Source organism: Flavobacterium sp. TAB 87 (genome assembly GCF_001529295.1).
Classification (GTDB): domain Bacteria; phylum Bacteroidota; class Bacteroidia; order Flavobacteriales; family Flavobacteriaceae; genus Flavobacterium.
Genome location: NZ_LLWK01000031.1, coordinates 34,183 through 54,041, shown reverse-complemented (window position 1 = coordinate 54,041; position 19,859 = coordinate 34,183). Strand labels below are relative to the sequence as shown.

The window sequence follows — 19,859 nt, the reverse complement described above, 5'->3', positions numbered from 1 at the left end:
TTAATAACCCTTAACACTAATATAAACTATGATACATAAAATTACTCTCCAAAATCATAAGAAATTCTTATTATTTATTTGCTTAATGATTTCTATAGTAGTACATGCGCAAATAGGAATTGGAACTACGACACCAGACGCTAGTTCTATTTTAGATGTATCTTCTACAGAAAAAGGAATGTTAACTCCTAGAATGACAACTGCTCAGCGTACAGCTATAGTAACACCAGCCAATGGTCTTATAGTGTACGATACCGATTTAAGATCTTTTTACTATTATGTCGAAGCTCCAACATCGTCGTGGGTTCCAGTTAATAGTTCAGTAAATGGTAGAACTAATTTTAAAAGAATAAAAAGTACAGATAATTTATCAGTTGTTCTAGCAGCTGAACTTGCTGCTGGAGGTGGATCAGTTTATAAATTAAATGAAAAATCACTTTATGAAATAAATGGGACTATCAATCTTAATTTTCCTATCGAATTAAACAATGCATCTATTGTTGGACTGGATTCAGGCGAGGATAAATTGATAAGGGCTAGCGGAAATCTATTTGTTGGTAGTACAGGCGGTTATATAAAATTGCTAACTGTTTCGGCACCAGGAAAAATCTTTGATATCGTTGGCGTAGGATCTGGAGTCAATATTCAGAACTTAATATTTAGAGATATGATAGTGGTCAATTCCGGATCAGTTGGGTCGCTAGAGAATTTCGGTCTGGTTTTTTCCACGATTGTTCAGTATGTAAATAATAATGATGGTATTGTATATAAAGATATTGGAAAATTGTTATTGGAAAATCAAGGATGGTTTGCTAACAATCAAGGAACTTTTGAAAAACTTGAAGGAACATTTGATTCCTTTCAAAAGCAGGGTGGATTTAGCGAGGTAAACGGCACGTACGTCGGATTAGATGTTTCTAGCAATCCAGACATTACTGGAAATGCGGTAATGTCAAATGTAAATTTTTCAGGAACGCCTACATCGGGTAAATATGTGAAAGGCTATACTTTAGAAAGTTATCCAAATTATAACTTTACAAATGATTGGTACGTAGATTCTCCTGGTATACCACGTGAAGGTGATGCAGCAGCAACAGGTACCATCTATAAAAACAATAGAGATTTCATCCCAACTAATAGTGGTTCAGGAGTCAAAGTTAATACTCCAACCACCCAACCCAAGAATTTATTTAGATTTACGTCTACTACAGGACGATTGACTTACGAAGGTAAAAAACCTAGGGCTTTTCAAGCAACTTGCACCATATCTTTTGAAGGAACAGGTTCAACAAATAGCGATACAATCTTCTATTTTGTTAGAATAAACGGAACAATGGTTACAGCACTTCCGGAAACGGAAACATATACCGATACAAAAACTGGTAGTATAATAAGTAACATAACGGTCACGGGAACGATCGTTCTAGCTGCTGGTGAATCAGTAGAATTATATGCCCAAAGATTAAATGGGAGTAATGGTGTAAACCTTGTTTCTTATAATCTTTCACTCAAATAAAATCACTAATATAATATAAAATATATATATATTTATACTAAGCGACTTCTATATTTTATTTTAAAACAAAAATTAAAAAAACCTTTAGCGTACTTGCTAAAGGTTTTTGCATTAAATCAAATACTAGCTTAAATGAAATAGTGCATTTTATGTAATTATTTATTTATACGTTTTTAGGTTCAGGATTTATTAAAATTTAAGTTTTAGTATAAAAGAATATAGTTTTATCATTTTTATAGCTATTTTTTCGTTTTCCGATATCTGAGTTTTTTAAATATTTTTGTATATTTACTAATCTCGTAATTATATGAGCTATCAAATTTTATAAGAAAATCAGACTTTCTGTGTTTCATTCAAGATATTATCGTTTTTTACTGAAAGTATTTATGTGCCAACAAAACATACAGTAAAAATTAATTACTAAATTTTAACTAATGCAGGAGGAGAGAAAAGGTACAAAAGGCGGGCTTAAATTATTTGACTATTCTAGTTTCAGCAGTACTAAAAAGTATGCAACCAAAACAGTACTCATAGTTTGGTTGGTTTTATTTGTCTCTTTTTTTGTTAGAGGGTTTTACTTATTTCCTGATCTATGGTTAAGATGGGTCACCTTTCTAAGTTTTTTGGTCATTGTCTCGACCTTTCTATTTGTTTTAATAAGCTTAGGTAAATTACGACTAGCCAACTGGTCTCTTTCTATCGCATTGTGGCTCTTTATTGCTTTTTCCGGCTATTTAATCGGTGTATCTATAGCTCCAAATTTATTCATACAGATAAGTGTGGTTTTAACTGCATTATTTTTATTGGGATGGAAAGGCGGAATAACATTATTAGTTCTAGTTTTAATTTCAAGCTTTACAAAACCTTATTTAGACAGCTTTACTTATTTCGCTTCTCCAATTGTTTTAAATTATCCTCTCGTTGGATGGATTGAGTTTACAATTATACTCAGTACTATTTTTATACTGTGGTATTATAAAAGTCAGGATAAAAATAGTAGCGACAGTATTCTTCAACAGAAAATTACGGGATTCGCGCAAGAGTTAAAAGTAAAAGAAGTAGCTATTGCCGAACTGCAAACTAAAGTTAAACGCGCAGAAACACTTTATGCAGTGAGTCGTATTTTGCACAAAGACGAGTTTTCTTCTCCGATCGTTTACCAACAAGTGATAGATACTATAGCTCAATCCTACCAGCATCCACATAAAATTGCGGCACAACTGAACATTGGAAAAGCATGCTACAAAACCTCCAATTTCCGATCATCGAACCATGCTGTTCATGCCGAGGTAGAGTCAGTAAAGGGTGTTGCAATTCGTATCGAGATAGACTATTTAAAACCAAGACAAGAACTTGACGAAGAGTCACTTTTAGAAGAAGAAGAGTTGTTTTTAAACGAATTACTAGCTATGCTTACGGTCTATGCCAAACATAAAGAGTGTACGACGGAGCTTAATGATTATAAAAAAGCGCTCGATAGCGCTTCTATGGTATGCGTTACAGAAGTTGGTGGCGATTTTTCTTATGTGAACGAAAATTTTGCTAGAATTAGTAAGTACAATTGTTCAGAGCTAATTGGTAAGAACTACAAAATGTTATCAACTGATTTTCATTCCACCAAAAAGTTTCAGGAAGTAAAGGATACAATAAGAAAAGGGGAAATCTTTAGAGGAGAATTTAGAAACAAAGCAAAAGATGGAAGTTTTTACTGGATTGATTCTACAATAGTTCCTATTTCAAACCAAGAAGGAAAAGTATGTAAATACATTTGCATCAATCATAATATCACCGAATTAAAAGAGGTATTAGAGAATTTTAGAATTAGTCAAGAACGTTATAAATCGATCATTAACGTTTCAAATACTGGTGCTTGGGAATACAATTTTGAGAATAATCAAGTTTGGTATAGCAAACAATATTTTTCTTTACTCGGTATCGATCGACCTGATATGACGTTGCCGCAAGGAATTAATACAGATTGGATTGATAAATTGCATCCTGAAGATAAGGAAAAGGCAGTACAGACTTTTGAGGATTTTATTAAAGGTGATTCAACTGGTTTTTACGAAAATATTTTTAGATTAAAGCATGAAAACGGGAAATGGGTTTGGATTTGGTCGCGTGCCAAAAAACTTAAAGACAGTAACGGCAACGTTACCAGTATTACGCTCGGAACTCATATTGATATTTCAGACCGCGTCAAATCAGAACAAAAAATTAGGGAAAGTGAACAACTGATGAGAAAAATCACCAGTCAAGTTCCTGGCAATACCTATATGTTTGAAATCGAAGAAAGTGGTAATTGTATCATGATTTTTAATAATAAAGGAACAGATCTTTTTAACCATCCGTTTGAAACCCACGAACTTTTAAAAGCTCCTGAAAAACTTATAAATTTAATACACGACGATGATAGAGTTAAGTTTGACAATACGATGAAAGACGCCTTTCATACGCAAGCAGCAATTAGTATACAGTTTAGGTTAGTGGTAAATGGTCATAGTAGGTGGCGATGGCTGCAGGCAATTCCTGAAAAAGATGTAAACGGCAAAATCATTTGGTATGGTGCAACAAGCGATATTACTGATCTGGTTGATTATATCACGTCTATCGAACAAATTATATTCGATATCGGTCATGTCATTCGCAGGCCGCTTTGTTCTATGATCGGTATGACTAAATTACTTATGGAAAATTATTTTAATCCGAATGAACTCAAAGATTCTTCTACTAAGTTGAACCTTATTGCATTAGAAATGGACAAATTTATTCACGAACTCAATCGAAATTACCAACAGAAACGAAAGAGTACTAAACTCAATATTGATGTTTCGACAGCAATTGACAATAGAAATTCGTTATTCAAGTAATCAAACTATATTCAAATCATTGCTATTTACTGACTTAAATTTCATACAATCTAGATTATGGAGGTATTGTATAAGATATTTAAAAAAACATATAAAATATTTTTGTAGTCAACGCGTAAATTTGAAAAGTAAATAACTTAAAATTAATTATTATGAAAACAGTACTTAAAATAAAAATTGGAGTATTAGCGTTGGCGATGGGTACTATTGTTTCTTGCAAAGATAAAGATACAGTTGAACCAACAACAACTACTGATTATGATATTAACTCATCAGAAAGTGATGCAGATAGTATTTACGTAGTGCAAGACAGTACTATTATTGATACGGCAACAACGGTGATTCAACCATAAATTGAGAGGATAAAGTTTTAAATTAGAGTATAAATTTGTATTCTTTTGTCTAGTCCTAAAAAAACGATACAGGATTAATAAAATAAATATACAAATTATTAAACAGTAGTGAGCAAAAGCTTACTACTGTTTTTGGTTTTATAAGTTCTCATTTTAATTTGATTTTGCACATGCATTTGATTAGGCGTAAGCATAAAATTAGAATAATGGGGTCTTTTATTGTTGTAAATTTCAACAACTTCTTTTATTATAGGCAAGCTTTGGTTGTGTTTATCAATATTAAATTCTTGCTTTAAAATACCATTTATTCTTTCTGCCACAGCATTTTCGTAAGGATCTGAATTTTGTGTCATACTACATTTTATTTCACTTTTGTTGAGTAGTTTTTGATATTCAATAGCACAATATTGTAAACCTCTATCTGAATGATGTATTAATGATAAGTCCTTGTCTTTTCTGTGCTTTACTGCATTTTCTAAAGCAACCAAAGTGCTTTTTGTGTTCATATTATCAGCCACATTAAAGCCCATTATTTTTTTTGAATATGCATCAGTTACTAGGCTTAAATAATATGGATTGTCTCTTTTTCCAATATATGTGATGTCCGATACCCAGACTTGTTCTGGCCGCTGTATTTGTAAATCTAGAATTTGGTTTTGATGTTTCCTGAATCGATGATGAGAGTTCGTTGTTATATGATAGGAACGTTTAGGTGCTATTAATAAATGATTGGCTCTAAGCATGTTAATAAACTTATCCCTACCTATTTTTAGTTCTTTTAATTCGTTATTTAAAAGAAAATATAACTTTTTACTCCCAATTCTAGGCATAGTTTGTCTGATTTCTAAAACCATAGAAACCACTTTTATAGCATTAGATTGTCTAACTGTTCTTCTTTTTATTTTCCGATAATAAACCTGTCTATCTACCCCAAACAAAGTACAGGCAAACATTACTGTTTGATTTTGTTGTTCTTTAAAATGATTGATTGTTCGGGTGATGAGTTTTTTCGTATGTCAATTTGATATTCTTTTTCTGCAATATCAATCATCATATCAAAAATGATAGCTTTCTTGTCGGCTACATAAGCTTGTCGCTCTAGAAGGGCTTTCTGTTTTTCTAATAATTTGACTTGAGCCTCAAGTTCCATTATCTTGTGTTCGGGTGATTTGGGCATATTCAAAGGTGTCTGATTTTCCCAATCAAAGTTACCAAATTTTCTACGCCAATTAACAATGGTTTTTCTACATTGAATCCCATATTTCTTTGTAGCCTCTGTAGCTGTGAGTTGTCCTTGTTCAATTTCTTGAACAATTTGTAATTTAAAAGACATTGAATAGTCTTTTTGGGTTCGCTTTAAATAGCGACTTACTTCTAGGTTTTCCATAGGGATACATTTTTGTGTATCGCTATTTCAGGACGGGACATTTTATTAATTATAAAACCTGTAATGTGTATGCATTACGGGTTTTTTATTAAATTCTCCTTTCAAAATAGGATGTACTTTATTTATAATAGTTTAATTGAAAAAGAACGATAGTTGTAGATATGGAAAAAAATGAAATTTACACCGTAATTGTGTAATAATAAAGCAGTTGTGATTTTTTAAATTTGGGTGGTAAAATCAAATTTTTTTTAATTTAAAGTAGTATCACAATGAAAAATGAAATTCCGAAGGACAGTTCTGATGCAAAAATTCAGGACTTAAACAGAAACACGTCTGATGGTACCGATCAATTTTTAACGACTAATCAGGGAGTTAAAATTAATGACGATAATAATTCTTTAAAATCTGGCGAAAGAGGATCTTCATTACTGGAGGACTTTATTCTTCGAGAAAAAATTACTCATTTTGATCACGAACGCATTCCAGAAAGAATTGTTCACGCTCGAGGATCTGCAGCGCATGGTTATTTTGAATTGTATCAATCCATGGAAAAATACACCAAAGCAGAATTTCTTACAGATACTTCGGTAAAAACGCCCATTTTTATTCGAATTTCGACAGTGGCAGGTTCGCGTGGCTCGACCGATTTGGCTCGTGATGTTCGTGGTTTTGCGATTAAATTTTATACGCAACAAGGTAATTATGACTTGGTAGGAAATAATATGCCGGTCTTCTTTATTCAAGATGCCATGAAATTTCCTGACTTGGTGCATGCCGTAAAAGCGGAACCTCATAATGAAATTCCGCAAGCCGCTTCGGCCCACGATACATTTTGGGATTTTATTTCGCTCATGCCAGAGTCGATGCACATGATTATGTGGATAATGAGTGATCGCGCTATTCCTAGAAGTTTACGAATGATGGAAGGTTTTGGAGTCCATACCTTTCGTTTTATCAACAGTGCCAATGAATCTCATTTTGTCAAATTCCACTGGAAACCAAAATTAGGAACACACGCTGTAGTTTGGGATGAAGCACAGAAAATTTCAGGAAAAAATTCTGACTTTCACAAGCAAGATTTATGGGAAGCAATTGATAACGGAAACTTCCCTGAATGGGAACTTGGGGTTCAAATAATTCCAGAGGCAGATGAACATAAATTTGATTTTGATTTACTGGATCCAACCAAACTAATTCCAGAAGAATTGGTGCCCGTCACCATAATTGGTAAAATGGTTTTAAACAGAAATCCAGATAATTTTTTTGCAGAAACAGAGCAAGTGGCCTTTCACCCTGGGCATGTAGTTCCGGGAATCGATTTTACAAACGATCCTTTACTGCAAGGACGACTATTCTCTTATACCGATACTCAATTATCTAGATTAGGTAGTCCAAATTTCCATGAAATTCCGATTAACCGAAGCATTGCACCGACGCATAACAATCAACGTGACGGTCACATGCGACAAGAAATAAGCAAAGGCCGCGTTGCGTATCATCCAAACTCTTTGGGTGGTGGTTGCCCGTTTCAAGCTAAAATAGACGAAGGAGGTTTTAGTAGTTTTAATGAGCGGATCGATGCTAAAAAAGTGAGAGCTAGAAGCACAAGTTTTACAGATCATTTTGGCCAAGCTACTTTATTTTATAACAGTCAAACTCCCGTTGAACAAAATCATATTATCAAAGCCTTGCGTTTTGAATTGGGTAAAGTAGAAACCGTAGCGATACGAGAGCGAATGCTTGGTTTACTTTCTCAGGTTGACAAAAGTCTGGCCGCAAAAGTAGCCAAAGGTTTGGGATTGTCAGTGCCCCTAACTCCAGAAAAGCCAATGAATCACGGAGTAGGAGCAGATACGGATAACAGCCAAGAACCGACTAAAGTGGAGCAAAAAATTAAAAGTTCGGATGCGTTAAGTATGTTGAAAAACAAAACATTGTCTGATACGATAGAAACGCGTCAAATTGCCTTTCTATGTGCCGACGGCGTTGCTATGGAGTCGATAATGAACATGCGTGCGAGCCTAGAAGCGGCCGGTGCAGTAGTTAAAATTGTAGCGCCACATTTAGGTACAATTGTATGTTCGGATGGAACTGAGATTCCTGTAGATCAAAGTTATTTAATTGCGGCTTCTGTTTTATTTGATGGCGTATTTGTGCCAGCAGGCGAAGGAATATCAGAATTAAATAACATGGATGAAGTAAAAGAATTTATCAACGATTCTTTTAAACATTGCAAATTTATTGCTGCAGAAGGTCAAGGAGCATCAGTTCTCGATGGAACTCATGCAAAACCGAGTGATAAAAAAGCGGACGAAGGAATACTACTTTCAGATCAAGCAGGAGACAAAAGTTTAGCTCAAAATTTTATAAAAATGCTTGGTAAACACCGTTTTTGGGAAAGAGAGAAAGAACTATAAAATAAGTTTTATAGTTTTGAAGATTTAGAATCATGACATCAGCTGTACTTTTAATCGTTCAGCTGGTGGAATGATTTTTTTATTTGGGAAAAGACACAAAAATACTAATGAAAATGATACAATAGAATTATGTCTTTAGAAAAATACAATCAAAAGCGCGATTTTAAACATACATCCGAACCGAAAGGTAAACTCGAAAGTTCATCAGATCAGTTGATTTTTGTAGTTCAAAAACATGCGGCATCTCATCTGCATTATGATTTTAGGCTAGAACTTGAGGGTGTTTTAAAAAGTTGGGCCGTTCCAAAAGGACCATCACTAGATCCTACTATAAAACGTTTGGCTATGATGGTTGAAGATCACCCGTACAGTTACAAAGATTTTGAAGGTACTATTCCGAAAGGGAATTATGGTGCTGGAAATGTTATTGTTTGGGATACCGGAACGTATGAATCTATTGATGAAGGTCAGAACAAAACTAGCGAACAAAAACTAACGGAAGATCTAAAGAAAGGTCATTTGAGTTTTACGTTACACGGTACAAAATTGAAAGGTGCTTTTTCATTGGTTAAACTAAAAGGAAAGCAAGAAAATGCCTGGTTGTTACTTAAAAAGCAAGATTCTTTTGCAACCGATACCGATATTCTAACAAATGATATTTCTGCTATTTCAGGTCTTACTTTAGAAGCAGTGACGGCAAATAGCGAACAGGAAAAGCGATCAGAAGCTCGTGTTAAGTCAACAAAAGTAGCGGATCATTACAATAAAAGTCCAGTGGCTTTTCAAAGTCCAATGTTGGCAACCGCAGCAAAAAAATCTTTTGATGATGCCGATTGGATCTTTGAAAATAAATACGATGGATACAGAACTATTGCTGTTATTAAGAATCACGAAGTTCAATTGTACAGTCGAAATGAGCAATCGTTTACGACTGACTTTCAATCGGTAACTGATGACTTAAAAAAGTTAAATCATGATGTTGTTTTGGATGGAGAAGTGGTTGTAGAAAATGAACATGGTCAATCTGACTTTGAATTACTTCAAAACTATATGAAAACGGGCAAAGGTAAATTGAAATATTATGTATTTGACATGCTAAACCTAGATGAAAACGACATTACAAATTTTACCTTACTACAGCGGAAAGAGCTTTTAGAAAACTTACTTTCAAAATCAAATCTTTCTACAGTATTTTATTCAGAGCACATTCATGAAGAAGGAATCGCTGCGTTTGAACAAGCCGAGAACTTAAATGCGGAAGGTATAATGGCCAAAAAAGCCAATGGTAACTATCATATATCAAAGCGGAGCAACGATTGGCTTAAAATTAAAGTAGTGCAGCAAGAAGAAGCCGTAATTATTGGAATTACAGAACCTAAGAATTCTCGTAGTCATTTTGGTGCTTTACTCTTGGCACAGTATAAAGACGGAAGATTAACTTACATTGGTAAGTGCGGAACAGGATTTACTGAACAAAATCTACATGAATTGCACGAACAATTTCTGCCTTTTTTCGTAACTGATTCTCCAATTATCAAAAAAATTGCGCTGCGTGAAAAGATTCAATGGGTAGAACCAAAATTTGTCTGTTCGGTAAAGTTCGCACAATTTACTAAAGACGGAAAATTGCGACATCCTGTTTATAGCGGACTCCGACCAGATAAAAATGTTGAGGAAGTTATTTTTCATGAAAATGTAGCAGCGAAATCAACGGAAAGAAATGAAATAATAGAAAAAAAATCAGATCCAAATCGATCTTTGAGAAATGATTTTGAGAAAAAAATCGGCAAGCAACAATTAGTTTTTACCAATCAAAGTAAAATATATTTTCCTGAAGATAATATAACCAAAGGAGATCTTATCGCTTACTATGATGAGGTTGCGTCTTTTATTTTACCATATTTAAAGGGTCGTCCTGAATCGCTCAATCGCTTCCCGAATGGAATTGATCAACCAAGCTTCTATCAAAAAGATATCGATTTAAAAAAGGTCCCTTCATGGCTCACTACAAAACAAATAGCTTCAGAATCGGGCAAGTCCGAAATAGACTACCTCATTTGCAATGATAAAGAGACATTATTGTACATGATAAATTTAGGTTGTATTGACCTAAATCCATGGAATTCGACTGTCAAAAATCTCGACAATCCAGATTGGCTGGTGATCGATCTAGATCCTGAAAAAGATGATTTTAAAGAAGTAGTTCAAGCTGCATTAGCGGTAAAAGAAGTATTAGATCAACTAGAAGTTGATGGTTATTGCAAAACGTCTGGCGCAACTGGTTTGCATGTCTACATTCCTTTGGGAGCAAAATACGAGTACGATTCGGTTAAATTATTTGCACAACTTATCGCTCGTGAAGTGCAAGCAAAATTACCAGATACCACGACTTTAGAGAGAAGTATAAAAAAGCGAAACCATAAAATATACATTGACTACTTGCAAAACAGAAAAGGCCAAACTATTGCAGCTCCCTATTCTGTTCGACCTAGAAGAGGAGCTACAGTGTCGACTCCGCTAGAATGGAGCGAGGTAAATGTAAAATTATCTCCCTCTCAATTTACTATTAAGAACGTATTGCAGCGATTTGAAAAAAAAGGCGATTTGTGGAAGCCGGTATTAGGTCCTGGCATTGATATGTTGGAAATTTTAAAGAATTATAATTCTTAAGAAGATTTTTTCTTTTCGAGGCTGGCTTTAAGCATTTCCATTAAGTCATCATTTTGTTTGTGAACAACTTCTAACTTAGGTGCAATTGCTTTTTTTCCCTTAGATTTGTTTTTAATAATTGCTAGTAAATTTTTAGAGTAATCGTCCTTATAAGCAGAAATATCAAATTTTTCAGTTAATTGTTCGACCAGCTGATTGGCCATGTCCAACTCTTTTGCTGTGGTTTTCTTAGAAATTGCAGGTAACTTTAAGTCTTTGGTATCGCGTATTTCTTGTTCAAAACGAATCCTATTCAAAACAATTACATTTTTATACGGTTTTAAAATGGCCAAAGCTTCTTTGTTTCGCATGACAAAGCTAGTCACACCCACTTTGCCTGTTTTCTCCATGGCATCACGCAATAAAGCATACGCTTTGGCTGCGCCTTTGTCAGGCTCTAAATAATACGGTTGTTCGTAATATAAGCTGTCAATTTCTTTTTCTAATGCAAAACTCAAAATGTCAATAGTTTTACTTTTTACGGCCGCGGCTTCTTCAAAATCTTCATCATCCAAAACCACATATTTATCTTCGATTTTATAGCCTTTTACAATATCAGCATAAGAAACTTCTTTGCCCGTATTTTCATTGATGCGTTTAAATTTAATATTCGCATGATCTTTTTTGTCCAGCATATCTAAGTCCAAAGTACTAGTTTGAACCGCAGAAAAAAGTTTCACGGGAATATTAATAAGTCCGAAGCTAATGGCGCCAGTCCAAATTGATCTCATATATTAAAATTTATAGTTTAGGTAATCCGAGTGTTTTTATAGTAAAGGCTATAAATTTAATATAAGCTAGGATTATCGATAGGATCACTTTCTTCTACATCTTTTCCCGAATATTCATCTATCGGAGATTCAGCGGCAGTGTTGCTCGGCATATGCTCTACATCTACATAAATATCTTCATCGTCTGTGGTACTGTCTTGATCTGGATCTTCTGGTTGAGGTGCATATTTTTTATTGGGGTCTGTCTTTTTGGGAGAATCGAGTACAACAGATTCATAAGTATCGTGCTCTTGATCGTTCGTAATAATTTCATCTTTTAAAACAGGATCAGTATCTGAGTTGGTACTGGATGCAGTGGAGGAATTACTTTCGTCCTCTTGGGTTACAGAATTTTTCTTTTTAGAAAAATATTCTGGATTAGAGTGCGACTTCGTACTTGTAAAATACTGGTTATCTGGTGAATCTCTGTTTACAATGGTACTGCTTCTATGATTTGAAAATTCCATACTGTGATTTTTAATTTTGTTCAATTAAAAGTAGCTACTCCACAATCAAATTTTTTATATATACTTTCGTTTCAATTATATAATTTTCAGTTGGTTGTATTTTATTTTTAAGCGTTTAGGAGTGAGTAGCCAAGCTAAAATAGCGTACAGAAACTTATACGTATTTGAGTACATCAGCATCTGTTCAGAAAAACAAATACTAGTCTTTTTCTACAATTTCTAAAAAATTACCATCATGATCAAAAACAACGTCATAAAAAACGTGATCTCTAACAATTCCTACTTCATAAGTAGTAACATTACTAGATTCGATGGTTTTGGCTGCTTCAGTGATTGTAAAGTAAAGGTAATTGTCGTTGAGATACCGAATTGCATTTGCTGGAATGTCTTTGATCGGAATCAAAAACTCGTACACTTTTAAGTTTCCGACATTATCGAATACGGCTAAACCTTCGGAAGTAGCAGTTTTAAATTTTGCTCTATAAATAAGTTGATCGTGGTCTTGTCCTTCATAGTCTTTCGACCACTTTGGTATTTCTTTCGGGAAGATTTTTTCAAATGTACGTGCCACTTCAAAAGGCGGTGTAGTATTTTCGGTGAGGATGTCTTGTGCATCTATCTTGGATATAAAAACCAAAGAAAAAAAAGCGATTGTTAAAAATACTGTTTTCATAATAGTACTATTTAAGTATTTATTTATGAGTGCTTTACGTGTCAAAGGTAATTATAAAAAATTAAGATTGAATGAAGTAGAGTCGTAAATTTAACTGTTGTACGATTCTATTCTCGAATTCGACTTTAGATGCCAGTAAATCGTTTTACTCTTTTTTAATGTTCATTCTACGTTCAATTAGTCTTTTAATTTTGAGCACAAAACGGATCTAATTCTCTTTTTAAATGAAAGCACTACTTTATGTCGGGTTTTTGTAGGCTTATTGAAGCAGTAAGTACATTCGACAAATCCAGTTTTTCGTTACGGTTGCAAAAAATTTATAAAAAGATACAACTGACACGGTGTTGCTTCCTCAAAAAGAATTGACATGCTTGATGTGTAAATTTAAAAAGCTTCTTTAATAATTTGATTTACAGTAATGCCAAGCGATGCTAAAATTTTTTCGACAGCTTCCATCATCGGTGGTGGACCGCAGAGGTAGTATTTATCTCCATTTCCGTTCACGTATTTTTTAATTATTTCAGCAGAAATACGACCATGCTCGTAGCCTTCTACATTTTCTTCAGAAAGAACATTGATAAAATTTTTATCTAATATTTTTTCAAAATATACTTTATCAATAATGTCAGTACTGGTTTTGTTGGCAAAAATTAATTTACTGTTCCCGATTTTTCCGCTTTTCTCTAGTACTTTTAAAATAGCAATAAATGGAGTAATACCAGCTCCACCAGCAATAAAAATTCCTTCGCCTTCATTTTTTATGTCGCCAAAAGCTTCTTCAAGTACAAGTTGATCTCCAACTTTGGCCGAAAGCATTTTATTAGTTACTCGTTCGTGCACGGGATACGTTTTCATAGTGAATTCTAAAAAATCATCTTCGGGTAATGAGGTGAACGTAAAGCAACTGAGTTTGTCCTTCCAGCCTTCTTCATCAAAAGAAATATCTGCTGCTTGACCTGTGATAAATGAATATCCTTCTGGTTTTTCAAACTGAATTCGAAGTACATCGGGCGTGATTTTTTCTAAATATTGAATTTTTACAAGTGTTCCCATGCTAGTATTTTTTTATTTTTTCGATCTAAAATTAAAGTAATGTAATTTTTAACATCATATTTTTAAGTATAGTAATGCAGTTGAAATTCAAAAATTTTAGCAGTCGAATATTATTTTTGTATTTTCTTTTTACAATTAGTTTTACTGCTTTGTAGCACAATTGTGATTGCGTTTAATTCAATTTGCAATCTCAGCGTAAATAATGATTTTATCAAAGATAAGCTTTAGTTGTTTGAAAATCAGGATATTTTAATTGTTATTGTTGTTTTGTGTAGCTGCTTTTATATAATTTATTATATAATTGTAGAGTAGATAAAAAGAAGAAAAGTGGTGAGCGATACAATATTTGTTGACTAGATTTCGTCAATTTCAAATATTTCGTAAATGGATATTTTTACTAATTAACACTAAATGTTATGAAAACACACTTAGCGTTGGCGTCAAATTTACAGTGAAGTTTAAAAGTGAACGCTAAAGATTATTTAGATTAAATAGATAGCTGTTTGTCTGATTTTAGCCTAGAAAATGTGAAGTTATTTTGATTTATATAAGGACTTAATTCTGATTACATTTCACGTTTTAAAAAGAATATTTTGGGCGCTGCTAGAAAGAGAAATCGTACTAAAAAAAAGAGCTAATTTTCTCAGTATAATTAAGTTAAAGTATTGCTTTTTATTGAAAATTTTATATAAGTTTGCATCACTTTAAAAATTATTTTCAAGTCTTGTCAACTCCTGAATTCATTCAGTTTTTTAATCTAATTCGCTTTTTTTTGATGGATAATTTGGATGATATTGTAGAGATAAAGTTTAAAGATTTCGATTTAGTGTCGGATATAATTTACGAATCGAAATTGATCGACGATAAACTGCTTGACAAACAAAATGCAGCGCTTTTTATCAAAAATAAAATGATGCGAAATAAGGCTAAAATTTTTGTAAAAAAACACGAAGATACATTCATTGCTTTTATACTCTTATATTATAAAGTAAATCCATTATCTGCGATCCATTACAATTGGCACATCTCTTATTTATATGTCAAACCAGATTGTAGAAGAAAATACATTGCAAGCGAAATTTTAGAAAAATGCATTGATTTTGCCTCGACAACCAAAGTAAATCATATTTCCTTAAATACAGACGCTGATAATTATCCGTCACACAAGCTGTACGAAAGTTTTGGTTTTAGACGAATGAACTTTATAGCCAATTATTACTATTACGAACTGCAGCTGACGCAGGAATTAAAAATAAATTATAAAAATAAATTATATGATAAAAACATTACTTAAAAATTATCTTAAAAATTTCAGTGGGTTTTCGCTTGAAATTAAAATTTTAGCCATTACTACTTTTATCAATAGAGCAGGAGCGATGGTTGTGCCATTTCTTTCTAAATACATGCTCGAAGAACTTCACTTTTCTTACGGTCAAATTGGTTGGGTAATGGTATTTTTTGGTGTGGGTTCTTTTCTAGGAACATGGATCAGTGGCAAATTAGCAGACCAAGTTGGCTTTTATAAAATCATGGTTTTTAGTTTGTTCTCAACAGGTTTAATATTTTTAGTTTTACCTTTTCTAACTACTTTTTTTAGTTTTTGCTGTGGCGTATTAGTGCTAACTACCGTTGCAGATATGTATCGACCAGCCATGCTAATCTCTATAGATACTTATGCCCGTAAAGAAGAAAGAACCCGAGCATTGTCGCTCGTTCGATCATCGGTAAATTTGGGTTTTATGTTCGGACCAGTAATAGGAGGTATTATAATCACGTTTTTAGACTATGATATGCTGTTTGTAATTGATGGTTTAACTTGTGTTTTAAGTGTTTTGTTGTTTTCAATCTATGTAAAAGAAAAGAAATTATTGTATGTATTAAAGAAATTTGAACATTTAAAAGATACTGACTCAATTTTATCTGATAAACCTTTTCTCATTCACTTAGTGGTGACACTAATTACGGGATTTTTGTTTTTTCAAATTTTCACCACTTTATCATTATTTTATAAAGAAGGTTTTAATTTTTCTAGCTTTCAAGCGGGATTGTTCTTGGGTTTAAACGGGATCATACTTTTATTGTTTGAGTTGCCTATTGTAACCTATGTCGAAAAAAAGAAAATTGATCGTTTGGCAGTGGTTTCGGTAGGAGTTTTGGCCATGGCAATAAGTTATTTGTTTCTTTTAGTAGAAGGAAGTGTGGTATCACTAGTTTTAATGATGGTATTTATGACAATTGGGGTGATGCTTACATTTCCGTTCGCTAACCATTTTGTTAAACAGCGATCGCGTAAAAAACAGGAAGGAAGATTCATGTCTATTTTTACCATGAGTTATAGCGTTGCTCAAATTTTGAGTACTAAAACAGGTATGGAAATCATTGCAAATTATGGTTACAGAACCAATTGGATCTTTTTAGCTTTTCTAGGATTTATAGGTTTTGCTATCGCGTATCGCTTGGTCTTCATCGTTAAAAAGGAGAAGTTAGAGATCAATGCTAAAATTATACAATCTATTTTCGCTACAGAAAAAAGTTAGTACCAATATCAAAATATTAGGACAATTAAGTGCGTATTTATATATTCATCTTAATTCCAAAGCAACAGCCTATTTTTGTATTAAAAGCATATAGTGCGACATAAAATTTCACATTAAAAATTAAGCCTAATCTATATTGGGCTTAATTTTTTTTGCTCAGTGGTATGCAACGTGCTTCTAATTTGATACTTTCTGAATTGGTAGACAATTGCAGAAACCAATACAATTACTTTTACGAAACACTATTAAAGCAAAAAAGTTTATTAATGCATAGCATCAATAAACTTTAGTAATTTTAAGTAGGTTTTTTAATATACACTAATCTATTGGGAAAAAATCAGGTAAATTTTAAAGTAAACTAAAACTATAGTTTACTAGCAATCTCTTTTTTATACTTATTAAGTAAAGCCTTAGTTAAACCTAAGTTTGCTTTAGTAGAGTCTACTGCTAAGTAAATAAAGTACTCGCTGTTCTCTGAAATGTCAATAATATGTATTTGATTGGTCAATGTGATCAAAATATCATCGATTTTTTGATCTAAATCTAATGCGCTAATGGCATTAAGTTTTGCTTTTACCACCTCTAAATTAAAAGCCGATGCAAGTTCTGGATCAAATCCAGCTATTGCAGAATCACTGTAATATGAAATTCCGCTTTTAATTTCGGTAACAGCAACTGCAATGTAACCAGGAATATTTTTTTTAATTTCCTCTCCGAATTGTTTTAAAAAATCTGACATTTTTATATATATTAAAAAATTACTACTAATTAAGGTTAGCCTAAGTAGTTTGCTAAGGCTTGAGCAAGTTTAGTTGTGGATAAAAGCGGAATTAAAAATTAATTTTTACTTTTTTAGAACGGTCTACAACATAAGAAACCAGCCAAGCTATTTGACCCTCCTTAGCAAAATATATATTTTTACTCTTTATGTCTGGGATAGTTTCTAAACAAGTAAGCAAAATGTTATTGGCAGAAATTAAATGCTTCTGACTGTACGTTTCTATTACTTTTTTAGCGTTACTGTTTGTTCTTGATAATGTTTCGAATTTGCTAAAATTGTTCTTTAGTATCGCATCATACTCCATAACATCACGCAGCTTCATCGGAACTAAATTTTTATCATTTGCACTATCATTATAGTACAACTCATTAAAAGCCCATAGTGCTCCGCCAGATAAGTATACATTTCTCTTGCGGTTTACAATTGGTTTTGAGTTTAACATGGCTGCTACTTTTTCTCTTAACATCGAGATATAAGCAAAAGACTTCTCTTTATACACTTCGATGTTATCGATATCGGCCTTGTTAACGATTGTTTTATTTACTGCTTCAGTTAGTGTTATGGTACCATAATCTAATGACAATGGAAAGAATTCAAATTTATTGTCATTTAAGGTATCTACATAACCACCTTTAGTGTTACCACCGCCAATGTCTAAAACCATAGCGCTTTCGTAGTCTTTTGGAGGTATACAGCCTTTCAAGAGCATTTTTCCTTCGGTTTCTACATCTATAAACTCAAGATCTTTTCCTGTTAGTGTTTTTACTCTTGCAGTTAAATCTTGGGTATTACTGGCCATAGCTACTCCCGAAGAACCAACAATAAAAATATTGTCATCGGCAACGGCGTATTTGTTTTTAATTTTGGCTAAGTTTTCGAAAACGACTGCTGCGGCTCTGTCAATATCTTTTTGATCTAATTTGCCATCGATTTGGATTCCTTTCGCTATTCCGACATTTTCAGTCCAATAGGCAGTAATATCGTAATTACCTTTTTTGATGTTGCTGACGTGAATTACCGAAATCTTGACACCCTTGCTTCCAATTTCAATACCAGCGTAAAGTTCTTTTTGTGCAAAGACAGTTGTAGAGGATAAGGATAATATAAGGATATAAAAAATAGTCCTTAGAAGTAATTTTGTTTTCATTCAATTCTGTTTTAAAGTGGTATTTAACAATATACTTGTATATACAAGTATGTAGAAATGAAGTGCAAAATTATGAGATTATTTTGAGGTTTCAAGCTATTAAAAGTGAATTGAATTATTTTTAATTTAAATGTAGCGAATGGTATTGCAAAGATTAGCAACCTTTTATTTAAACCTTTTTCATTGCTCTTTATTCGTTATTTTAACAGTAAAAAATATTTTAATGTTTTTATTTAAAATGTAATATTTATTGAAATTATCGATTTTTCTTTTTTTTTTCTTAAAAGTTAAGAGAAAATAGCAGGAAAAATTAAAATGACTGATTTTATTTTGTTTATGCTCACTTTCAACTGTAGGTAGTTTGAAAATTAAATTATTCCAATTTCTGAACTAAGGGCGAAAAGATGTTTGTCTTTAAAGGAATTTTTATTTTCCAAAAGGATCCGGTGTTTATTTCATACAAATAAAGAAAATGCATGAATAAGATTGCAATATGGAGCTAATTAAATTTTATAACTACCGATTACTTCATTACAGTTGTAGTAATTGGATAGTACTTGACTTCAGTTTTATAAATAAAAAGCATATTCATTGATGAAATTTCTTTGTAGCTCGCTGATATTTGATTGTTGTGTTATTTTCGACCTTAGAAGATTATCGTGATTTATCCGTAAAACGGGATTATCAGCCCATATCAGTACCTACCAGTTTTAATTGGACGAAAATTATTGTATTGACTATTTAATACTGAGATAAATTGTTCGTCGCAGTTGTATCATGTACCAATAAATAATTTGATAGGCACTGTTTAAAAACATTTTTTCTTGATCTCTGACTCAAAATTTCGTTCTGTCTAAAATTTCTGATTGTACTAGTAGAAAGATCTTATTTAAAAAAAAATTCAATTGTACTCTTACAAATAAAAACGATATAAAATAAGCTTCAGGTGCTATGGCACGTACTGATTACACTGAAAATTCTTCTAAAAAAAAACTTAAATTAAAGAATATGTAGTAGCTGTTTTATTTTTATGTGGAGCTGTAAAATAGGAAATAATTTTAAATATTAGTCAATATAATTAATTCAAAAATCCATAGAAACTCAGATAAAAAAATGAATTTAGGTCGGTTGACAGCTCCGATATAATTTTTAAAAACAAAAAATAATCCTACGAATTTT

15 protein-coding genes are annotated in these 19,859 nt (G+C 32.7%); 7 read left to right on the top strand and 8 right to left on the bottom strand.

From position 1 onward, the window contains the following. Positions 1 to 85: 85 nt before the first annotated feature. The 3 genes from AP058_RS03680 (at position 86) to AP058_RS03670 (ending at position 4,739) form a co-directional block, all read left to right on the top strand. A complete protein-coding gene (locus tag AP058_RS03680; RefSeq protein ID WP_231739503.1) occupies positions 86 to 1,516 on the top strand; it encodes a hypothetical protein in 1,431 nt (476 codons plus the stop codon). A 434-nt stretch (positions 1,517 to 1,950) separates the two neighbouring features. Then, a complete protein-coding gene (locus AP058_RS03675) occupies positions 1,951 to 4,386 on the top strand; it encodes a PAS domain-containing protein (RefSeq protein ID WP_066307022.1) in 2,436 nt (811 codons plus the stop codon). Positions 4,387 to 4,538: 152 nt separating this feature from the next. Then, positions 4,539 to 4,739, top strand: a complete 201-nt coding sequence (locus AP058_RS03670) for a hypothetical protein (RefSeq protein WP_066307021.1) — start codon at positions 4,539 to 4,541, stop codon at positions 4,737 to 4,739. A 98-nt stretch (positions 4,740 to 4,837) separates the two neighbouring features. Here the strand turns inward: AP058_RS03670 and AP058_RS03665 are convergent, their stop codons facing one another. Both AP058_RS03665 and AP058_RS16970 read right to left on the bottom strand, forming a co-directional pair. Next, the gene (locus AP058_RS03665) at positions 4,838 to 5,692 is read right to left on the bottom strand and encodes an IS3 family transposase (protein WP_066307019.1); all 855 of its coding nucleotides are present in this window, start codon (positions 5,690 to 5,692) and stop codon (positions 4,838 to 4,840) included. Beyond that, positions 5,692 to 6,126 carry a transposase gene (locus AP058_RS16970; RefSeq protein ID WP_066307017.1) on the bottom strand — a complete coding sequence of 145 codons (435 nt, stop codon included), beginning with the start codon at positions 6,124 to 6,126 and terminating at the stop codon, positions 5,692 to 5,694. The genes AP058_RS03665 and AP058_RS16970 overlap by 1 nt, the downstream gene beginning before the upstream one ends. A 269-nt stretch (positions 6,127 to 6,395) precedes the next feature. Between AP058_RS16970 and AP058_RS03655 the strand changes: the two genes are divergently transcribed. Next, positions 6,396 to 8,543, top strand: coding sequence for a catalase (locus AP058_RS03655; protein WP_066307016.1), 2,148 nt, complete (start codon positions 6,396 to 6,398; stop codon positions 8,541 to 8,543). Positions 8,544 to 8,672: 129 nt separating this feature from the next. Continuing rightward, positions 8,673 to 11,213: a DNA ligase D gene (gene ligD / locus AP058_RS03650; protein WP_066307015.1), complete on the top strand. Its 2,541-nt coding sequence runs from the start codon at positions 8,673 to 8,675 to the stop codon at positions 11,211 to 11,213. On the opposite strand, the gene AP058_RS03645 is transcribed toward ligD, so the two are convergent. The 4 genes from AP058_RS03645 to AP058_RS03630 form a co-directional block, all read right to left on the bottom strand. Next, a complete protein-coding gene (locus AP058_RS03645) occupies positions 11,210 to 11,983 on the bottom strand; it encodes a Ku protein (protein WP_066307014.1) in 774 nt (257 codons plus the stop codon). The genes ligD and AP058_RS03645 overlap by 4 nt on opposite strands. Positions 11,984 to 12,039: 56 nt before the next feature. Continuing rightward, on the bottom strand, positions 12,040 to 12,489 hold the full coding sequence (locus tag AP058_RS03640) for a hypothetical protein (RefSeq protein WP_066307012.1): 450 nt from the start codon (positions 12,487 to 12,489) through the stop codon (positions 12,040 to 12,042). Between the two features lie 199 nt (positions 12,490 to 12,688). Further along, positions 12,689 to 13,162, bottom strand: a complete 474-nt coding sequence (locus AP058_RS03635; protein WP_066307010.1) for a hypothetical protein — start codon at positions 13,160 to 13,162, stop codon at positions 12,689 to 12,691. Between the two features lie 384 nt (positions 13,163 to 13,546). Further along, positions 13,547 to 14,215, bottom strand: coding sequence for a flavodoxin reductase (locus AP058_RS03630; RefSeq protein ID WP_066307008.1), 669 nt, complete (start codon positions 14,213 to 14,215; stop codon positions 13,547 to 13,549). 724 nt (positions 14,216 to 14,939) lie between these two features. On the opposite strand from AP058_RS03630, the gene AP058_RS03625 reads away from it, so the two are divergent. Further along, positions 14,940 to 15,509, top strand: coding sequence for a GNAT family N-acetyltransferase (locus tag AP058_RS03625; protein ID WP_231739501.1), 570 nt, complete (start codon positions 14,940 to 14,942; stop codon positions 15,507 to 15,509). Next, positions 15,490 to 16,752 carry an MFS transporter gene (locus AP058_RS03620; RefSeq protein WP_066307006.1) on the top strand — a complete coding sequence of 421 codons (1,263 nt, stop codon included), beginning with the start codon at positions 15,490 to 15,492 and terminating at the stop codon, positions 16,750 to 16,752. Before AP058_RS03625 ends, AP058_RS03620 begins: the two co-directional genes overlap by 20 nt. A gap of 364 nt (positions 16,753 to 17,116) precedes the next feature. Here AP058_RS03620 and AP058_RS03615 read toward each other — a convergent pair whose 3' ends face one another. Together AP058_RS03615 and AP058_RS03610 are read right to left on the bottom strand one after the other, a co-directional pair. Next, positions 17,117 to 17,491: a hypothetical protein gene (locus tag AP058_RS03615; RefSeq protein ID WP_066307004.1), complete on the bottom strand. Its 375-nt coding sequence runs from the start codon at positions 17,489 to 17,491 to the stop codon at positions 17,117 to 17,119. A gap of 91 nt (positions 17,492 to 17,582) precedes the next feature. Next, positions 17,583 to 18,680, bottom strand: coding sequence for an exopolyphosphatase (locus AP058_RS03610; protein WP_066307002.1), 1,098 nt, complete (start codon positions 18,678 to 18,680; stop codon positions 17,583 to 17,585). Positions 18,681 to 19,859: the final 1,179 nt, after the last annotated feature.

Bases quoted from the DNA above. Each gene is read 5' to 3' on its own strand.
- AP058_RS03620 (WP_066307006.1), top strand. From the start codon at position 15,490: ATGATAAAAACATTACTTAAAAATTATCTTAAAAATTTCAGTGGGTTT.
- AP058_RS03670 (WP_066307021.1), top strand. From the start codon at position 4,539: ATGAAAACAGTACTTAAAATAAAAATTGGAGTATTAGCGTTGGCGATG.
- AP058_RS03665 (WP_066307019.1), bottom strand. From the start codon at position 5,692: ATGTTTGCCTGTACTTTGTTTGGGGTAGATAGACAGGTTTATTATCGG.
- AP058_RS03640 (WP_066307012.1), bottom strand. From the start codon at position 12,489: ATGGAATTTTCAAATCATAGAAGCAGTACCATTGTAAACAGAGATTCA.
- AP058_RS03615 (WP_066307004.1), bottom strand. From the start codon at position 17,491: ATGTCAGATTTTTTAAAACAATTCGGAGAGGAAATTAAAAAAAATATT.
- AP058_RS03610 (WP_066307002.1), bottom strand. From the start codon at position 18,680: ATGAAAACAAAATTACTTCTAAGGACTATTTTTTATATCCTTATATTA.
- AP058_RS03635 (WP_066307010.1), bottom strand. From the start codon at position 13,162: ATGAAAACAGTATTTTTAACAATCGCTTTTTTTTCTTTGGTTTTTATA.
- AP058_RS16970 (WP_066307017.1), bottom strand. From the start codon at position 6,126: ATGGAAAACCTAGAAGTAAGTCGCTATTTAAAGCGAACCCAAAAAGAC.
- AP058_RS03675 (WP_066307022.1), top strand. From the start codon at position 1,951: ATGCAGGAGGAGAGAAAAGGTACAAAAGGCGGGCTTAAATTATTTGAC.
- AP058_RS03680 (WP_231739503.1), top strand. From the start codon at position 86: ATGATTTCTATAGTAGTACATGCGCAAATAGGAATTGGAACTACGACA.
- AP058_RS03630 (WP_066307008.1), bottom strand. From the start codon at position 14,215: ATGGGAACACTTGTAAAAATTCAATATTTAGAAAAAATCACGCCCGAT.
- AP058_RS03645 (WP_066307014.1), bottom strand. From the start codon at position 11,983: ATGAGATCAATTTGGACTGGCGCCATTAGCTTCGGACTTATTAATATT.
- AP058_RS03655 (WP_066307016.1), top strand. From the start codon at position 6,396: ATGAAAAATGAAATTCCGAAGGACAGTTCTGATGCAAAAATTCAGGAC.
- ligD (WP_066307015.1), top strand. From the start codon at position 8,673: ATGTCTTTAGAAAAATACAATCAAAAGCGCGATTTTAAACATACATCC.